At 71.5% G+C, this 17,628-nt stretch carries 13 protein-coding genes; 9 read left to right on the top strand and 4 right to left on the bottom strand.

Translation table 11 applies throughout. The features are described from left to right. Positions 1 to 28 precede the first annotated feature (28 nt). The 9 genes from G6N30_RS11405 to G6N30_RS11365 all read left to right on the top strand — a co-directional run bounded on the left by G6N30_RS11405 (position 29) and on the right by G6N30_RS11365 (position 11,389). Positions 29 to 2,290 carry a xanthine dehydrogenase family protein molybdopterin-binding subunit gene (locus G6N30_RS11405; protein ID WP_134052845.1) on the top strand — a complete coding sequence of 754 codons (2,262 nt, stop codon included), beginning with the start codon at positions 29 to 31 and terminating at the stop codon, positions 2,288 to 2,290. Next, positions 2,287 to 3,162, top strand: a complete 876-nt coding sequence (locus tag G6N30_RS11400; protein WP_134052843.1) for an FAD binding domain-containing protein — start codon at positions 2,287 to 2,289, stop codon at positions 3,160 to 3,162. The genes G6N30_RS11405 and G6N30_RS11400 overlap by 4 nt, the downstream gene beginning before the upstream one ends. Beyond that, a complete protein-coding gene (locus G6N30_RS11395; RefSeq protein WP_134052841.1) occupies positions 3,155 to 3,646 on the top strand; it encodes a (2Fe-2S)-binding protein in 492 nt (163 codons plus the stop codon). The genes G6N30_RS11400 and G6N30_RS11395 overlap by 8 nt, the downstream gene beginning before the upstream one ends. Then, positions 3,646 to 4,692, top strand: a complete 1,047-nt coding sequence (locus G6N30_RS11390; RefSeq protein ID WP_134052839.1) for an FUSC family protein — start codon at positions 3,646 to 3,648, stop codon at positions 4,690 to 4,692. The genes G6N30_RS11395 and G6N30_RS11390 overlap by 1 nt, the downstream gene beginning before the upstream one ends. Beyond that, positions 4,689 to 5,918 (top strand): amidohydrolase family protein, encoded by a 1,230-nt coding sequence (locus tag G6N30_RS11385; RefSeq protein ID WP_134052837.1) that lies wholly within the window; start codon positions 4,689 to 4,691, stop codon positions 5,916 to 5,918. The genes G6N30_RS11390 and G6N30_RS11385 overlap by 4 nt, the downstream gene beginning before the upstream one ends. A 40-nt stretch (positions 5,919 to 5,958) precedes the next feature. Beyond that, entirely contained in the window at positions 5,959 to 7,119 is a 1,161-nt protein-coding gene (locus G6N30_RS11380) for an acyl-CoA dehydrogenase family protein (RefSeq protein WP_134055171.1), read from the top strand. A gap of 150 nt (positions 7,120 to 7,269) precedes the next feature. Next, positions 7,270 to 9,339 (top strand): thiamine pyrophosphate-dependent enzyme, encoded by a 2,070-nt coding sequence (locus tag G6N30_RS11375; RefSeq protein ID WP_407664747.1) that lies wholly within the window; start codon positions 7,270 to 7,272, stop codon positions 9,337 to 9,339. A gap of 20 nt (positions 9,340 to 9,359) precedes the next feature. Beyond that, on the top strand, positions 9,360 to 10,577 hold the full coding sequence (locus G6N30_RS11370; RefSeq protein ID WP_134052833.1) for a CoA transferase: 1,218 nt from the start codon (positions 9,360 to 9,362) through the stop codon (positions 10,575 to 10,577). Beyond that, on the top strand, positions 10,574 to 11,389 hold the full coding sequence (locus G6N30_RS11365) for an acyl-CoA thioesterase (protein WP_134052831.1): 816 nt from the start codon (positions 10,574 to 10,576) through the stop codon (positions 11,387 to 11,389). Before G6N30_RS11370 ends, G6N30_RS11365 begins: the two co-directional genes overlap by 4 nt. On the opposite strand, the gene G6N30_RS11360 is transcribed toward G6N30_RS11365, so the two are convergent. From G6N30_RS11360 to G6N30_RS11345, 4 genes are read right to left on the bottom strand one after another with little or no spacing between them, the layout of a single operon-like run. Further along, on the bottom strand, positions 11,358 to 13,847 hold the full coding sequence (locus G6N30_RS11360; protein ID WP_134052829.1) for an AMP-binding protein: 2,490 nt from the start codon (positions 13,845 to 13,847) through the stop codon (positions 11,358 to 11,360). The two genes, G6N30_RS11365 and G6N30_RS11360, sit on opposite strands and share 32 nt — an antisense overlap. After that, the gene (locus G6N30_RS11355; RefSeq protein WP_134052827.1) at positions 13,844 to 14,890 is read right to left on the bottom strand and encodes an ABC transporter ATP-binding protein; all 1,047 of its coding nucleotides are present in this window, start codon (positions 14,888 to 14,890) and stop codon (positions 13,844 to 13,846) included. The genes G6N30_RS11360 and G6N30_RS11355 overlap by 4 nt, the downstream gene beginning before the upstream one ends. Beyond that, a complete protein-coding gene (locus G6N30_RS11350) occupies positions 14,887 to 16,467 on the bottom strand; it encodes an ABC transporter permease (protein WP_134052825.1) in 1,581 nt (526 codons plus the stop codon). The genes G6N30_RS11355 and G6N30_RS11350 overlap by 4 nt, the downstream gene beginning before the upstream one ends. Next, complete coding sequence (locus G6N30_RS11345; RefSeq protein WP_134055169.1) at positions 16,468 to 17,484, bottom strand: iron ABC transporter substrate-binding protein; 1,017 nt, start codon at positions 17,482 to 17,484, stop codon at positions 16,468 to 16,470. Between the last annotated feature and the right edge of the window lie 144 nt (positions 17,485 to 17,628).

The following is a 17,628-nucleotide window of genomic DNA, read 5'->3' as shown; positions in this document are numbered from 1 at the left end:
CTCGGTGCGGCGGCGTGAGGACGATCGGATGCTCGCGGGACGCGGCCGGTTCCTCGCCGACCGGGCGGCGGGCGCCCACCACGCGGTCTTCGTGCGGTCCAGTGAGGCGCACGCCCGCATCCACCACATCGACACCGCCGCGGCGGCGCGCATGCTCGGTGTGCTCGGCGTCTACACCGCGGCCGATCTCGGGCTGACGGGCGCGTCGATCCCGGCCCTGACCACCCCCAACCCGGAGTTCACCGCGGCGACGAACTGTTTCCTGGCCGACCAGCGCCTGCCGGTGCTGGCCGCCGACACGGTGCACTACATCGGCCAACCGATCGCGGTGCTGGTGGCCGAGGACCGCTACCGCGCCGAGGACGCGCTGGAAGCGGTCGCCATCGACTACGCGCCCCTGCCCGCCGTCACCGATCCGGTGGCCGCCCTCGGTCCCGACAGCCCTGTGCTGTTCGGCCACCTGGGCGGCAATGAGGCTGCGCGCCTGGAGTTCTCGTTCGGTGCACCCGAACATGCCTTCGCCGGCGCCGAGCACGTCGTCGAGGGCACCTACCGGATGAACCGCCACGGCGCGATCCCGCTCGAGGGCCGGGGCGTGCGTGCGGCGTTCGACGCCCAGCGGCAGCGGGTGGAGCTGTGGACCTCGACGCAGATCCCGCACACGGTGCGCGACGCGATCTGTGCCGTGACGGGCTGGACGCCGCAGGACATCACGGTCGCGGTGCCCGATGTCGGCGGCGGTTTCGGCACCAAGGCCAACGTCTACGCCGAGGAGATCGCGCTGGCCGTACTGGCCCGCCACACCGGCGTCCCGGTCATCTGGGTGGAGGACAGGCAGGAACACCTGATCGCCAGCGCCCAGGCGCGCGATCAGGTCCACCACACCCGCATGGCCCTCGACGCCGACGGCCACATCCTGGCCTGGGAGGACTCGTTCATCGCCGACATCGGCGCCGGCAGCCTCTGGGTGGCGGGCATCGTCGCCAACACCGCGATCCACCTACTCGGCCCGTACCGCGTTCCGGCCGCCCACATCACCGGGCGCGCCGCGCTGACCAACAAAACCCTCACCGCGCAGTACCGCGGGGCGGGCAGGCCCGAGGCGACCTTCGCCCTCGAGCGCACCCTCGACGCCGCCGCCCGCAAGATCGGGCTGAGCACCGAGGAGATCCGGCGGCGCAACCTGCTCACCGCCGCCGACCTGCCCTACTCCCGTCCGCTGCCGTACCGCGACGGCGTGCCGATCTCCTTCGACGGCGGCGACTACCGCGCCTGCCTGGACTCGGTGTCGAACCTGCTGCCGCGCAACGAGATCGAGCGGTGCGCCGCCGAACACCCCGACCACCTCATCGGCTACGGGCTGTCGTCGTATCTGGAGGCCACCGGCCGCGGACCGCACGAGACCGCGCGCATCCGGCTGCTCTCCGACGGCGGATTCGAGGTCACCGCGGGCGCGGCCGCCGCAGGACAGGGCCACGAGACCGTCTTCGCGCAGGTGGCGGCCGAGGCGCTGGGCGTGCCGATGGAGTGCGTGCGCTACGTACCCGCCGACACCGAGCGGCTGCCCGAGGGGGTCGGCACGTTCGCCAGCCGTTCGGCGATCCTGGCCGGCTCCGCGGTGCACGAGGCGGCCGGGAAACTCGTCGACGCCGCGATGGAGCACGTCCGGCGACTGCTCGGCGTGGACGGCCCGATCGACTACGCGCACGGCGTGTTCCGCGCCGGGCGACGCATGCTGAGCTGGCTGGAGATCGCGCGCGCCAGGGCGGTCGGCGGGGACGCCGAGAGCGGTGCGGCCCTCGACGTCACCGCGGTGTTCCGGGTCGAGACCGTGACGTGGACGATGGGCGTACACGCCGCGATCGTCGGCGTGCACCGGCGCACCGGCCTGGTGAAGGTGTTGCGCTACGCGGTGTCCCACGAGGGTGGCCGCGAGATCAACCCCCGCATCGTCGAAGGCCAGATCGTCGGCGGTGTGGCCCAGGGGCTGGGCGGTGCGCTGTTCGAGCAGTGGCGGTACTCCGACGCGGGTCAGCCGCTCTCGACCACGTTCGCGGCCTACCATCTGCCGCTGTCGACCGACGTGCCGCGCGTGGCCGTCGAACACCTCCACGTCGACACCCCGGTCAACCCGATCGGCGTACGCGGTGCGGGGGAGAGCGGCACGATCGCCGTCTACGCCGCGGTGGCCGGTGCGGTCGACGACGCGCTTTGTGGCGCCGTCCACGTCGACAGCACGCCGATCCGCCCTGGCGACCTGTGCCGCGCGCTGGCCGGGGCGGCCTCGTGAAGCCCGCCGAATTCGCCTATCGCCGGCCCGGTTCGGTGGCCGAGGCGCTCGACCTGCTGGCCGCCCACCCCGACGCGAAACTGCTGGCGGGCGGGCAGTCGCTGTTGACCCTGATGAACCTGCGGCTGGCCCGGCCGTCGGCGGTCATCGACATCGGCCGGCTGACCGAGCTCACCCGGATCTTCGACGACACCGACGATCTCATCCTCGGCGCGCTGGTCACCCACCGCACCGTCGAGGTCGACCCGCTGGTCGCCGCGCGCGCACCGCTGCTCGCCGACGCGGCCCGCTACATCGGCCACGTCGGCATCCGCAACCGGGGCACCATCGGCGGGTCGATCGCCCACGCCGATCCCGCCGCCGAGATGCCCCTGGCCACACTCGTTCTCGGCGCGACGTTCCACGTCGAGTCCGCGGTCTCCGGGCGCAGGCAGGTCGCCGCCGAGGACATGTTCGTCTCCTTCTACACCAACGGGCTGGAATCCCACGAGATGCTGACCTGGATCTCGGTGCCGGCGATACGGCCCGGCCAGGGCTGGGGTTTCGCCGAATACGCCCCGCAGCACGGCGATTACGGGCTCGCCGGGGCGGGGTGTCTGCTCACCCTGGCCCCCGACGGGACCGTGGACGCGGTGCGCGCGGCAGTGCTCAGCGCCGCCGACCGGCCGCTGCTGTTCGTCGGCGCAGAGGCCGTAGGAGCGCGCCCGACGCCGGCACTGTGGCGAGACCTCGCGCACGCGTGGTCGGCACGCACGGAACCGGCGGCCGAGGACATCGACTATGTGCGGCGGCTGTGCGCCGAAGCGCTCACCGAGGCACTCACCGCCGCCACCGGTCGGGCCGCGCGAGAACAGGAGGCCGCCCATGTCTGAGAGTCCCGCGGCCGTCGCCGTGTCGGTCACCGTCAACGGCAGGCCGGTGTCCCGGTCGGTGCCGCCGCGGCTCACCCTCGCCGATTTCCTGCGCGACGAACTCGGCCTCACCGGAACGCATCTGGGATGTGAGCACGGGGTGTGCGGAGCCTGCACCGTATTCGTCGACGGCCGCAGCGCCAGGGCCTGCCTGACACTGGCCGCGCAGGTCGACGGCGCGCGCGTCGACACCGTCGAGGGGCTGGAGGTGTTCGAGGAGACTGCCCGGCTGCGCGAGGCGTTCAGCGAACGCGGTGGACTGCAATGCGGCTTCTGCACACCGGGCTTCCTGGTCACCGCCGTGGAGTTGCTGCGCGACACCGACGCCGACAAACCGCTCACCGAGGAATCGGTGCGGGAAGCGTTGTCGGGCAACATCTGTCGCTGCACCGGTTACCAGGGCATCGTGCAGGCCGTGCTGGACGCGGCCAACCCGCCGGACTGATGCGGACCGGCGCCGCGCTGCCGGCGCTGCTGCGGCCGGTGGGACGCAGCAGGTGGGGCATGGCCGCGGCGCTGGCCGGCGCCCTCGGGCTGCTGCTGGTCGTTCCGCAGCTCTGGGGCAGGCCCGAGCTCGGGTCGGCGCTCGCGCTTGGCTTCGTGCTCACCGCCGTCCCGTCGCTGCCCACGACCGGGCGTGCGGCGCTGGCGACCATGTCGGCGCGAGCGACCGCGGTGCTCGCCGGCGGTGCCCTCGTCGTCGCCTCCGTCGATCGTCCCGCCCTCCTGGCCGTGGTGACGGTGGGCGCCGCGGTCTCCGGTGCGTTGATCGATCGTGTCGGCGCGACCGCCGGACTCGCGGTCGTGTTGATCGCGGTCGACGCCGGCGCGCACCCGACGATCGCCGATCTGCCCGCCTACGCGATCGGGGCAGCCACGGTGTTCGGCGCATGGACGGTGTGGTGGGCCGGCGCGAAGGTGATTGCGGAACAACGGGATCGGCCCCGCGACGAGCCGCAGGCGCCGGCGGTGCGGGTGCTGGACCGCGCCCACGCCGCCCGGGTGGCCGCCGCCGTCGCCGTGGCCGTGGTTGTTGCCGACCGGCTGCCCGACGATCTCGTGGGCGGGCACTGGCTGGTGACGAGCGTGCTGCTCACCATCCAGCCGGGCCGGCCGGCCACCCGCACCCGGCTGGTGCAACGGCTGTGCGGTAACACCGCCGGGGCCGTGCTCGCCGCGGTTCTGCTCGGCGCGCACCCGGCGGTGCCCGTCGCGGTCGCGGTGACGGTGCTGCTGTTCCTGCTGGCGGTCGCTCTGCGGCCGGTGAACTACACGTGGTGGGCGGTCACCGGGCCGCCCGTTCTGCTCGTGGTCAGCGAATACCCGCACTGGTTCCCGTGGTACGAGGGCGGGGTGCGGCTCGCGATGAACCTCGCGGGCGCGGCGATCGTCGTTGCGGTCGTCTTCGTCGTGCCGATGGTGTGGACCGCCTTTCCCCGATCCGCGCGGTCCGATAATGTATACAAAATCCAATGTAAGGAGGTGCCGTGACGACACTGCTCGTGGAGGACATCGGGCTGCTGATCCACGGCGACCCCGCCCTCGCCCCGCTGCGCGACACCACCGTCGTCATCGAAGACGGGGTGATCACCGGCATCGGAACCGACCACCCCGCCCCGGACCAGGTGCTCTCGGCCGGCGGCCTCACCGTCATGCCGGGCCTGGTCGACGGCCACGTCCATCCGACGTTCGGCGAGTGGACGCCCGCGCAGGACGCGATCGGATGGATCGGCAACTACCTGCACGGCGGCACCACGTCGATGGTCTCCGCCGGAGAACTGCACATCCCGGGCCTGGCGTTCGACGCCCTCACCCCGGAACTCGTGCTGTCGATCGCGATCACGTCCAAGCACACCACCGGCCGGATGCGGCCGTCGGGTGTGAAGGTCAACGCCGGCACGGTGCTGCTCGTCCCCGGCATGACCGAGGAACACTTCGACCGCGCCCACGCCGAGGGCATCGACCAGCTCAAGTTCATCTTCTACGACTGGAACCGGCTGGGCGACGGGGAAGCCCAGCGCTACATGCAATGGGCCCACGACCGCGGCATGACCGTCAAGATGCACTCGGGCGGCGTCTCCCGCTCGGGGTCGAGCCGGGTGGCGGGCAGCGACGTCGTGCTGGCCGTCCGGCCCGACATCGTCGGCCACATCTCCGGCGGGCCCATCCCCGCACCCGACGCCGACATCGCCGCGATCATCGCCGACCTGCCGTCGGCGTACGTGGAGGTGTGCAGTTCGAACAACTACCGCGCCACCAAGTTCGTCGCCGAACAGCTGACGGAGCACAACCAGGTGCACCGCCTCACCCTGGGCACCGACACCCCCGGCGGCACCGGCGTCATCCCGCGCGGCATGCTGCGCAACATCTGCTACCTCGCGTCGGTGTGCGGGCTCGACCCGGTCGCCGCGGTCGCCGCCGCCACCGGCCAGACCGCCCGCGCGCACGGACTGGACACCGGGCTGCTGGCCGAGGGCAGGCCGGCCGACCTTCTCGTGCTCGGGCCGATCACCGGATCGGTCGCCACCGACGCACTCGAATGCTTCGCCCTCGGTGACCTTCCCGGCATCGCCACCGTCCTCGTCGACGGGGTCGCGCTCGTCGAGACCCGCAGCCAGCAGACGCCGCCGCCGAGCCGGGCGGTCACCTGGAAGCACCCCACCGCCCAGCCCGCGCGGCTACCCGCCCCCGCCACCCGCAGCACCGGCTGCTGCTGACACCCGAGGAGATCCCTTGTCCCGCACCGTGACCGAACCGATGTCGCCCGACGCGCTGGTCGGGATCGACGCGCTGCTCAGCGAGGAGGAGCGCCAGATCCGCGACAGCGTGCGCTCGCTCGTCAAGCGCCGGATCGCCCCGGAGATCGCCACCTGGTACGAGAACGGCGAGCTGCCCGCCCGCGAACTGGCCCGCGAGCTCGGCGATCTCGGCCTGCTCGGGATGCATCTCGAGGGCTACGGCTGTGCGGGCACCTCCGCCGTCGCCTACGGCCTGGCCTGCCTCGAGCTGGAGGCCGGCGACTCCGGCATCCGGTCACTGGTCAGCGTGCAGGGCTCGCTGGCGATGTACGCCATCTACGCCTTCGGCAGCGAAGATCAGAAGCAGCAGTGGTTGCCGCGGATGGCGGCAGGCACCGCCATCGGCTGCTTCGGGCTGACCGAACCCGACCACGGGTCAGATCCCGCCGGGATGCGCACCCGCGCCACCCGCGACGGGGACGACTGGATCCTCAACGGCGCGAAGATGTGGATCACCAACGGTTCGGTCGCCGACGTCGCGGTCGTGTGGGCGCGCAGCGAAGACGGTGTGCGCGGCTTCGCCGTCCCCACCGACACCCCCGGGTTCAGCGCACACACCATCAAGTCGAAGATGTCGCTGCGCGCGTCGGTCACCAGTGAACTGGTGCTCGAGGACGTGCGGCTGCCCGACAGCGCAAGGCTGCCCGGCGCCACCAGCCTGCGGGCGCCGCTGAGCTGTCTGAACGAGGCCCGGTTCGGCATCGTGTTCGGCGCACTCGGCGCCGCCCGCGACTGCCTGGAGACCGCGCTGGACTACTCGCGCTCACGGCGGCAGTTCGACCGGGCGATCGCGGAATTCCAGCTCACCCAGCAGAAGCTCGCGGACATGACCCTCGAGTACGGCAAGGGTGTGCTGCTCGCGCTGCACCTGGGCCGGCGCAAGGACGCCGGCGACATCGCCGGGCACCAGGTCAGCCTCGGCAAGCTCAACAGTGTCCGCGAGGCGCTGACGATCGCCCGCACGGCGCGCACCATCCTCGGCGCCAGCGGCATCACCTCGGAGTATCCGGTGATGCGCCACGCCAACAACCTCGAATCGGTGCTCACCTACGAGGGCACCAGCGAGATGCATACTCTGATCATCGGCCAGGCGTTGACGGGAATGTCCGCCTTCCGCTGACGGTACGGCGCTACTTCAGGAGGCCCGGTGGCCAGCACGAAACGTGAAGCCGTCGACGAACACTTCACGACGACGATCTCGGCCCTGTCCCGCACGACCGACTCGCGCCGGGGTGGTGACGACGCGGTCCGCGACGGATCCACGGTCACGGTGCGCGACGCGCTCGCGGTGTTCGACGCCGCGCTCGGCAGCCGCCACCTCGACCTGGCCGCCCGGTGGCTGCGGGCCCACGGCCGCGGCTACTACACGATCGGGTCGTCGGGGCACGAGAGCAACGCGGCGGTGGCGGCGGCGCTGCGGCCGACCGACCCGGCCCTGCTGCACTACCGCTCGGGCGGCTTCTTCCTCGCCCGCGCCCAGCAGGTCGACGACGGACTGTCCACAGCGCTGCGCGATGTGCTGCTCGGCCTCGTCGCGGCCACCGAGGAACCGATCTCCGGTGGCAGGCACAAGGTGTTCGGTCGGGCGGACCTCAACATCATCCCGCAGACCAGCACGATCGCCTCCCATCTGCCGCGCGCGGTCGGGGTGGCCTTCTCGACCGCCCGTGCCCGCAAACTCGACGTGCCCTGCCGATGGCCGGACGACGCGGTCACGGTGTGCAGCTTCGGCGACGCCTCGGTCAACCACTCCACCGCGGTCGGGGCGCTCAACACCGCCATGCACACCGCCTACCAGGGCATGCCGATGCCACTGCTGTTCGTCTGCGAGGACAACGGCATCGGGATCTCCACCAGGACCCCCCGCGGGTGGGTTGCGCGCACCTACGCCCACCGTGAAGGCCTCGAGTACTTCGCCGCCGACGGATCCGACCTGGTCGCCAGCTTGGAGACGGCCCGCGCGGCGGCGGCCTGGGTGCGCGCACAGCGCCGCCCCGCCTTCCTGCACCTGTCCACCGTGCGGCTGATGGGCCACGCCGGGTCCGACTACGAACCGGCCTACCGCCGACCGGACGAGATCCTCGCCGACTTCGACCGCGACCCAGTGCTGAACACCGCGAGAATGCTTGTCGCCGAAGGAATCCTGTCGCCCGAGGAGGTGCTGGAGCGCTACGAGGCCACCCGCGGCCAGGTACTCGACATGGCCCGGGACGTCGCCGAGCTGCCCCAGCTCGACAGCGCCGACGCTGTGTTGCGCCCGCTGCGCGACACCCTCGACGAGGCGGTCGCCGCCTCGGCCGCACCGTATCCCGCCACCGACGCCGCACCGATGACGGTGGCGCAGGCCATCAACCGCGCCCTCGGCGACACGCTGGCCCGCCACCCGGAGACGCTGGTCTTCGGCGAGGACGTGGCCCGCAAGGGCGGCGTGTACGGGGTCACCCGCGGCCTGCAGCAGAAGTGCGGTCAGGCGCGGGTGTTCGACACGCTGCTCGACGAGCAGGCCATCCTCGGACTCGCTCTGGGCGCCGGAGTGTCGGGCCTGTTGCCTATCCCGGAGATCCAGTACCTGGCGTACTTCCACAACGCCGCCGACCAGATCCGTGGTGAGGCGGCCACACTGCAGTTCTTCGCCGATCGCCAGTACCGCAACCCGATGGTGGTACGCGTCGCCGGCTACGGATACCAGAAGGGCTTCGGCGGGCACTTCCACAACGACAACTCGATCGCGGCGATGCGCGACATCCCCGGTGTCGTGATCGCGTCCCCGGCACGCCCGGACGACGCCGCGGCGATGATGCAGTCCTGCGTGGCCGCGGCGAAGAGCGCGGGTGCGGTGTGCCTGTACCTGGAGCCGATCGCGCTGTACCACACCAAGGATCTGCACACCGACGGCGACGAGCAGTGGCTCGCGCCGCTGTCGGGTGTGACCGCCCCGATCGGCCGGGCGCGCACCTACGGTGACGGCGCCGACCTGACGATCCTCACCTTCGGCAACGGGCTGTGGATGAGTCTTCGGGTGGCCGAGCGGCTCGCGAGCATGCACATCGCCACCCGCGTCGTCGACCTGCGCTGGCTGGCGCCGCTGCCGGTCGAGGACATGCTGCGCGAAGCCCTCGCCACGGGGCGGGTGCTCATCGTCGACGAGACCCGGGAGACCGGCGGCGTCGGCGAAGGCGTGCTCGCCGCACTGCTCGCCCACGGCTACACCGGCCGGGTCGACCGCGTCGCCAGCCGCGACAGCTTCATCCCGCTCGGCGACGCTGCGCTGCAGGTGCTGCTGAGCGAGGACACCATCGAGGCGGCCGCCATCAAGCTGGCCCGCACGGCGAGCGGCTGACTGCTTGCTAACTTGAGCGGATGCAGCCAACGGATCCGGTCCGGCCGCTCGCCGGTGTGCGCATCGTCGAGATCTCCAGCTTCGTCGCCGTCCCGTTGGCGGGTATGACGCTCACACAGCTGGGGGCCGAGGTCATCCGCGTCGACCCGATCGGCGGGGCGGCCGACTACCGGCGCTGGCCGGTCACCGACGCCGGTGACAGCATCTACTGGGCCGGGCTGAACAAGGGCAAGCGTTCGGTCGCGGTGGACATGCGATCCGCCGCGGGGCAGGACCTGGTGACCCGGCTGATCGCCGACGCCGGGGTGCTCATCACCAACGTTGCGGGGCGGCAATGGCATTCGTACGACACCCTGGTCGAGCACCGGCCCGATCTGATCCACGTCGAGGTGTCCGGCCGCGCCGACGGCGGCACCGCGGTCGACTACACCGTCAACGCCGCAACGGGTTTCCCCCTGGTGACCGGCCCGGCCGAACTCGCCACACCGGTCAACCACGTCTTGCCGGCGTGGGACGTGTCGTGCGGGCTCTACGTGGCACTGGCGGTCACCGCCGCCCTGCGCCACCGCGACGCCGGCGGTGCCGGCGCGCGGATCAGCATCCCCCTGGAGAATGTGGCGCTGGCCACCGCGGGCAACCTGGCGCTGCTCACCGAGGCGATGGTGAACGGTGAAACCCGTCCGCGCGTGGGCAATTCGCTCTACGGCACCTACGGCCAGAACTTCGTCAGCAGCGACGGCGCCGCCTTCATGGTGGTCGCGCTGACCAACCGGCACTTCCGTGACCTCGCCGAGATCACCGGAACCACCAATGCCGTTGCGGCCCTTGGTGAGGCGCTCGGGGCCGACCTGACCGACGAGGGCGAGCGCTACCGGCACCGCGACGCGCTCACCGGGCTGTTCACCGTGTGGTTCAGCAGCCACACCGCCGACGAGGTCGCCCGCGCCCTGTCCGGCACGTCGGTGCTGTGGGAGCGCTACCGCAGCTTCGCCGAGGTGGCCGCGAGCGACCGGGTCACCCGCAACCCGCTGTTCACCGAACTCGACCAGCCGCGCGTCGGCCGCCACCTGGCCGCCGGACTGCCGATCGCATTCGGCGGCGCCTACCCACCCGCCGTCGCCGCCCCGGCCCTCGGAGACGACACCGCGGCGGTGCTCAGCGAGTGGCTCGGCATCTCCGCCGAGGAGATCGACCGGCTCACCCGATCCGGTTCGGTGGCAACGGGATCGGACGCATGAGCCGACTACTCGAACTGCTCGACGTCGCGGCGGGGCGAAGTGCGGACACCTTCGTCGGTGCGCCGAGCGGACCGGAGGGCAAGCGGGCGTACGGCGGTCAGTTCGCCGGGCAGAGCCTGGCCGCGGCCGCCCGCACCGTCGACGCCGACCGTCTGCCGACCAACATGCACCTGCAGTTCCTGCGCGGCGGGGAGGCGGGCGACGCGGTCGACTACGACGTGACGGCGACCTACGACGGCCGCACCACCGCGGCGCGCCGGGTGGACTCCCGCCAGCACGGGCGGCTGCTGACGACCGCGACGGTGTCGTTCGCGGCGCCGATGGCCGGCCCCGAACACGGCCGCCACCCGCTGCCCTCTGTCGCTCCTGACGCCCTCGACCGGACCGGGCCGCCCGGGCCCGCACCGTCGGTGCCGCTCGACGAACTCGACATCCGCGTCGCCGACGACGGCACGGGTGAGGAGTTCGTGCGCAGGCTGTGGTGGCGCGCCACGGCCGCGCTGCCCGACGACCCGCTCCTGCACACGCTGATCGCGGTATACGTCACCGACCTCTACATGATCGACCCCGCCCTGCAGGTGCACGGCCATTCGATGCGGGCGCGCACCCACCGCAGCGGCACCACCGATTCGTCGGTGTGGTTTCACCAGCCGGTGCGCGCCGACGCGTGGAACCTGCTCGAGTCGTCCTCGCCGGCGGCCGCCCGGGGGCGCGGCGTCATCACGGCGAGCCTCGTCCGCACCGACGGGGTCGTCGCGGCGACCCTGGTCCAGGAGGGGCTCATCGCGGAGCGGGAACCGCGACCGAGCTGACGCTCGGCTTGCGCTCACGCAGCCGACGACGCACCAGCGTCACCGCCTGCGTGAGGAGCACCCCGACGGCGATCGACGCGGCGACGCCGAGCGCGGGGTGGCCCTCGAACACCGCGTAGACCTGGAAGTGCGTCAGGTAGGTGTACAGCGACGCCTCCGCGATCACACCGGCCACGACGGTCAGCCGGGCGGGGAAGCGGACGGCGGGCAGCCAGATCAGCAGCAGGAAGCCCGCGAGTACCAGCGCCTCGCGGTTGGGGTTGTCGAAGTACCCGTACAGCCCGACCGCGATGGCGATCGTGACGGCGAGGCGCTGCCACGGGTTGGTGGCCTTCACCGCCGCCCACCCGGCCGCGAAGAACCAGAACGCCAGCATCGTGAACCAGGCGTCGCGGCCGAGATCCAGGCCGAGCACGTCGTAACGCAACGCCAGCCCCGCCACCAGGAACAGCGCCGCCACCCCGAACGGCCACCGTCGCTCGGCCCGATCGGCCGCCGGTATCCAGCACAGCGCGGCCAGCGCCACGAGGATCCACACCAGAACCTCGACGAACCACAGGCGCCCGGCCGTCATGCTGTCGTGTGGACCGAGGATCTTGTTGGCCAGCACCAGGTTAGACAGGTAGTAGTCATCGGTCACCACCAGCGCGACGGCCACCCACACCACCGCGGGGATCGCGATCCAGGCGATGGTCGAACGCAGATGGCGCACCCGGTCCTTGCGCGGGACCGGCGTCAGGCAGAACCGGCCGAAGTTGTACCCGGCGATGCCCAGCAGCACATGCGCGCCGCCCCACAGTTCGAACAGCGTGGCGTGCGAGCCGACGATCAGCACGATCGCAACGGCGCGCAGCGCGACGCTCGTCTCCAGCGTCGCGATCCACCGGCGCCGGGGCGCCGTGCGGCCCTGCAGGTCACGCAGCGGCAGCCGTTGCCAGTCGGCGGGCAGCCGGCCCAGCGCGCGCTCCAAGCGCACCGACATCGCCACGTAGGTCAGTGAGTTGCCGCCGAGGTCGATGAAGCTGGCGTCGGGATCGATGGCGTCGCGGTCCATGTGCAGCACGTCGGCGAACACCGTTCGCAGGTCCTCGGCCTGTGCTGTGGCGTCGTCGAGCGGATCGGCCATCGCGCGCACCGCCGGGTAGTCCGGCTTGCCGGTCGACAGCATCGGCAGCTCGGGGACCACCACCGCGCGCACGGCGCTCGACGGGATGCCGGCGGCGTCGGCGGCCAGCCGGGCCACCTCGGCGGGTCGGTGGGGTGCGGTCGCGGCGACGACCAGGCGCTCGTCGAGGTCGGTACACAGCGCGGCGACGCCGTGGTCGCGCAGCGCCGTCTCGATCCGCTGCAGGTCGATGCGCAGGCCGTACATCTTGACGAACCTGCTGCTGCGGCCGATCACCTCGTAGAGGCCGTCGGGCCTGCGGCGGGCGATGTCGCCGGTGTGCAGCGCGTCCACCTCGTTGCCGCGCGACAGGTCGGCGGAGCCGTACGCGTAACCCATCATCACGTTGTCGCCGCGGTAGACGAGTTCGCCGGCGGCATCGTCGGCCGGCCAGCCGTCGAGCGGTTCGATCGTGAACGCACCACCGGGGATCGGCCGGCCGATGCAGCCGGGGTGGTCGGCGGCGAGCTCGGGCGGCAGGTAGGCCATGCGGGCCGTCGCCTCGGTGGCGCCGTACATCACGAACAGCTGCCAGCCGCGGGCCGCGCCGAGTTCGGCGTAGCGCCGCACCCGCTCCGGCGCCAGCCGCCCGCCGGCCTGGGTGAGGTAACGCAGGTCCGGCAGGTCCATGGTGGCGAAGCCGATGCGGTCCAGCAGGTCGAACGTGTAGGGGACACCGGCGAAGGAGGTGCCGCGGTGGCGCCGGAAGAGCGTCCAGAAGTCGTCGTCGACCACGGAGAGTTCGGTGAGGATGAGCGCGGCGCCGCGCAGCAGGTGGCTGTGGATGACCGACAGGCCGTAGCAGTAGGACATCGGCAGAGTGGTTGCGGCCCGGTCGGTTTCGCGGATGTCCAGGTATTCGGCGATCGCGGTGGCGTTGCTGATCAGGTTGCGCCGTGACAGGCGGACGAGTTTCGGCGAACCGGTGCTGCCCGACGTCGACAACAACAGCGCCAGCTCGTCGTGCAGCGAGTGGGCGCTGCCCGGGCGACGTTGGCGAAGCCCATCGGCGCCGATGACGACGTCGGGATCGTAGGTGGCGGCGAGTTCATGGTGGTCGCGTCCGGCGGGGACGGGCAGCACCACGTGGCCACCGGCGAGCGCAGCGAGATAGTGCACCAGGGTGGGGAGGTCGTTGCGGGTTTCGAGCAGGACCAGGCGACGGGTGTCCCCGAGGCGGCCTGCGGCGTCCGCCACCCGGTCGGCCAGGCCGGTGTAGGACACCTGCTCGGTTTCGGTCAGCACCGCGATCCGGTCGCCGTGTCCGCGCAGGGCTTCCAGCACCCCGGTCACCGGAAGACCACTCCGCCGCCCACGACGTCGATGCGCACCTTGGCGTCGATCGGGGGTGGGTCGAGACTGTGCTGACGCAGGACGATCGGTCCCGTGTCGCCGGTGGGGTCGATCGTCACCAGCACGTCGTGACCGAGGAACTCGGTGGCCACGACGGTGCCGACGGCGTCGAGTTGTCCGCTGTCCGAAACCACCGTCGCGACAAGCTGTTCGGGCCGCAGCAGCAGCGTCGCCGGACCGTCCTCGGCGGCGGCGACCGGGATGCGTCCGAGCACGCTGTCGGCGACGTTGGCCGTAACCGTGCACGGCAGCGTGATGCAGTCACCGAGGAATTCGGCGGTGAATCGGTTCGCCGGCTGCCGGTACACCTGCTCGGGGGTACCGACCTGGGTGAAGCGGCCGTCGCGCATGACCGCCACCTGATCGGCGATCGACAACGCCTCCTCCTGGTCATGGGTCACCAGCAGAGTGGTCACCCCGGCCCGGGCGAGCAGACCGGCGACGGCCTTGCGGGTGGTGGCCCGCAGCCCGGTGTCCAGCGCGCTGAACGGTTCGTCGAGCAGCATCAGGTCGGGTTCGCGTGCTAGCGCGCGGGCCAGTGCGACGCGCTGCTGCTGCCCACCGGAGAGCTGGTGCGGGCGGCGGGATGCGAAATCACCGCCCAGCGCGACGGTTTCGAGGAGGTCGGCCACCCGTGCGCGTACCGCGGCGCTGCGGGCCGATCCGGGCAGGCCGTAGGCGATGTTCTGTCCCACGGTCAGGTGGGGGAACAGCGCGCCGTCCTGGGCGACGTATCCGACGCTGCGGCGGTGCGGCGGTACCGCGCTCGTCGCGCTCGCCACCTGTCGGCCGGCGATCGTGATCGTGCCCGCGTCGGGGGCCTCGAATCCGGCGATGAGCCGCAGCAGGGTGGTCTTGCCGCATCCGGAGGCCCCGACGATGGCGGTGAGGCTGCCCGGTGCGAGGTCGAGGTCGATGTGGTCGAGCACCGTGCTGCCGTGGAAGCTCTTCGCCAGGCCGCGGGCCTCCAGTACGGCGCTCACTGCGCCACCACCTTCGTGGACTGAGCGAGCAGGAGCACCGTCACCGGGACGGCGAGCAGCACCAGCACCAGTGCGTACGGTGCGGCGGCCGCGTAGTCGAGTTCGCTGGCGTAGGACCAGAACAGCATGGACAAGGTCCGGGTGCCGGTGGGCGCGAGCAGCAGCGTGGCGGTCAGTTCGGTGGCGACCGCGACGAACACCATCGATGCGCCCGCCGCGGCCGCGGGTGCGGTGAGGCGCAGCGTGACGCGCAGGAACGTCGCCGTCGGCGAGCAGCCCAGCGACCGCGACGCCTCCTCCAGGCCGGGGGGAACCTGCGCCAGGCCGGCGCGCACATTGACCAGCGCGCGCGGCATGAACAACAGCACGTAGGCGGAAACGATCAGCGCCAGGCTCTGGTAGAGCGGGCGGGCGACGTGGATGGTCACGGTGACCAGGGCGAGTGCGGTGACGATTCCGGGCAGCGCGCTGGTGACGTAGTTGGCGCCCTCCACCGCGCGCGCCAGGAATCCGCTGGAGCGCACCGCCACCCACGCGACGGGGAACGCGAGCACCGTCGTCAGCACGGCCGCCATCCCGGCCAGCGCGATGGTCTGGCCGAGTGCGGCACCGATGGCGCCGAACTCCCACACCTCGGTACCCCCGATCCACAACCACCGCAGGATGGTCCACACCGGCACACCCAGTGCGAGCACCGCCAGCCCCGCGAGCGCCAACTCCGCGGGTACGGCGTTGCGCCGCAGCCGGATCGGCGCGATCTCGCGGGGGGCCCCGGAGCCGATGCGGGCGTAGCGGGCACCGCCGCGCGCGGCGGCCTCGGCCACCAGGAACGTCAGGCACAACAACACCAGGACCCCGGCCAGCATGCTGCCCGCCGCACCGTCGAAGGTGACCTGGAACTGCTGGAAGATCGCGACGGTGAAGGTGTCGAACCGCACCATCGCGAACGCGCCGTACTCGGCGAGCAGGTGTACCGCGATGAGCAGCCCGCCGCCAAGGATCGCCAGCCGCAACTGCGGGAGCACCACACGGAAGAACACCCCGGCCGAACCGGATCCCAGTGCGCGTGCGGATTCCTCGACCGCCGGGTCGAGGCGGCGCAGCGTCGCGGCCGCGGGCAGGTACATGAACGGGAAGTAGGACAGCGTGGTGACCAGCACCCCGGCCCACAACCCGTGCAGCGACGGGATGACACCGACCCAGGCGTAGCTGTTGACGAACGCGGGCACCGCAAGCGGCGCGACGAACAGCGGACGCCAGACGGCCCGGCCGGGCAGGTCGGTGCGTTCCACCAGCCACGCCACGCCGACGCCGAGCACCACGCACAGCGGGACGGTGAGCGCGACCAGCGCGACGGTGTTGACGAGCAACTCCCCGACACGTGGGCGCACCACCAGTTCGTACGCCCGGTCCCAGCCGATCGAGATCGCGCCCCACGCCACGTAACCCAGCGGGATCAGGGTTGCGGCGACGAGGACCACGACAGTCGCGGCGACCAGCGGCCCGGGCCGTGCCGCGGGCTCAGGCCGCGAGACCGGGGCTGTCGGCGCGGGAACGGGGGGAGCGGCGGCGACCACCTACAACAAGCCAGCCTTCGTCATCAGGTCGGTCACCTGCTGGGCGTTGAGCGTCGACGGGTCGACCGCCGGCGCCTGCAGCGAATCCAGGGGCGGCAGAGCCGGATTCGCCGGCACGCCACTGGCGACGGGGTACTCGAACGACGTGCCCTTCTCGAGCACCTCCTGGCCCGCCCTGCCCGTGATGAACGCGACGAACTGCTGCGCCTGATCCTTCTTGTCGCTGGACTCGAGCACGCCGCCACCGGACAGGCTGACGAAGGCGCCGGGGTCCTGGTTCTTGAAGTAGTGCAGCGCCGTGTTGCCGCTGATCTCCTTGGTCTTCGACTGGTCGCGGAACCAGTAGTAGTGGTAGATCACGCCGCCGTCGACCTCACCGGCGTTGACGGCTTTCAGCGTCGCGATGTTGTCGTTGTAGATGACCGCGTTGGCCTTCATGCCGGCCAGCCATTCGGCGGTGGCGGGCTCACCCTTCAACTGCAGCAGGGCCGAGACGATGGCCTGGAAGTCCGCCTTCGCCGGCGGGGCACCCCAGCGGCCCTTCCATTCCGGCCGCTGCAGGTCCAGCAGCGACTTCGGCAGCTGCTCCGGGCGCAGCCGGCTCTTGTTGTAGACGAACACCGTCGAGCGCGCGGCGACACCGGTCCACTTGCCGGTGGCCGGACGGTATTGCGCGGGCACCTGTTTGATCGTGTCGGGGCCCAGGTCGGCGAACAGCCCGGCACGCTCGACGGCGGCCATGGCGGGCGAGTTCTCGGTGAGGAAGACGTCGGCGGGCGACGCGTCACCCTCGGCGACCAGCTGATTGCCGAGTTCGGTGTCGCCGCCCTGGCGGTAGGACACCTTGATGCCGGTCTCCTTGGTGAAGGCGTCGATCCATTCCTTGGTCAGCGACTCGTGCTGGGCGTTGTAGATCAGCAGGTCGTCGGACTCGTCGGAACCCGAGCAGCCGGCCAGGCCCATCACCACCGTGATGACCGACATGACTGCCGCGATCGTGCTCCACCGAGGTCGTATCCGACGTGGTCGCATCCAGGACTTCCTTTCCCGCGCCACCGGCGCCATTACCTGAGGCTGACCTAAGTGAAGATACCCTTCGCTTCCCGCCGGCTCTCTCCTCTTGCGCACTCTGACGACCGCGGCCGGATGCAGGCCGATGGA

The organism is Mycolicibacterium litorale, from assembly GCF_010731695.1.
GTDB lineage: Bacteria > Actinomycetota > Actinomycetes > Mycobacteriales > Mycobacteriaceae > Mycobacterium > Mycobacterium litorale.
This window is presented reverse-complemented; position numbering and strand designations above follow the sequence as displayed.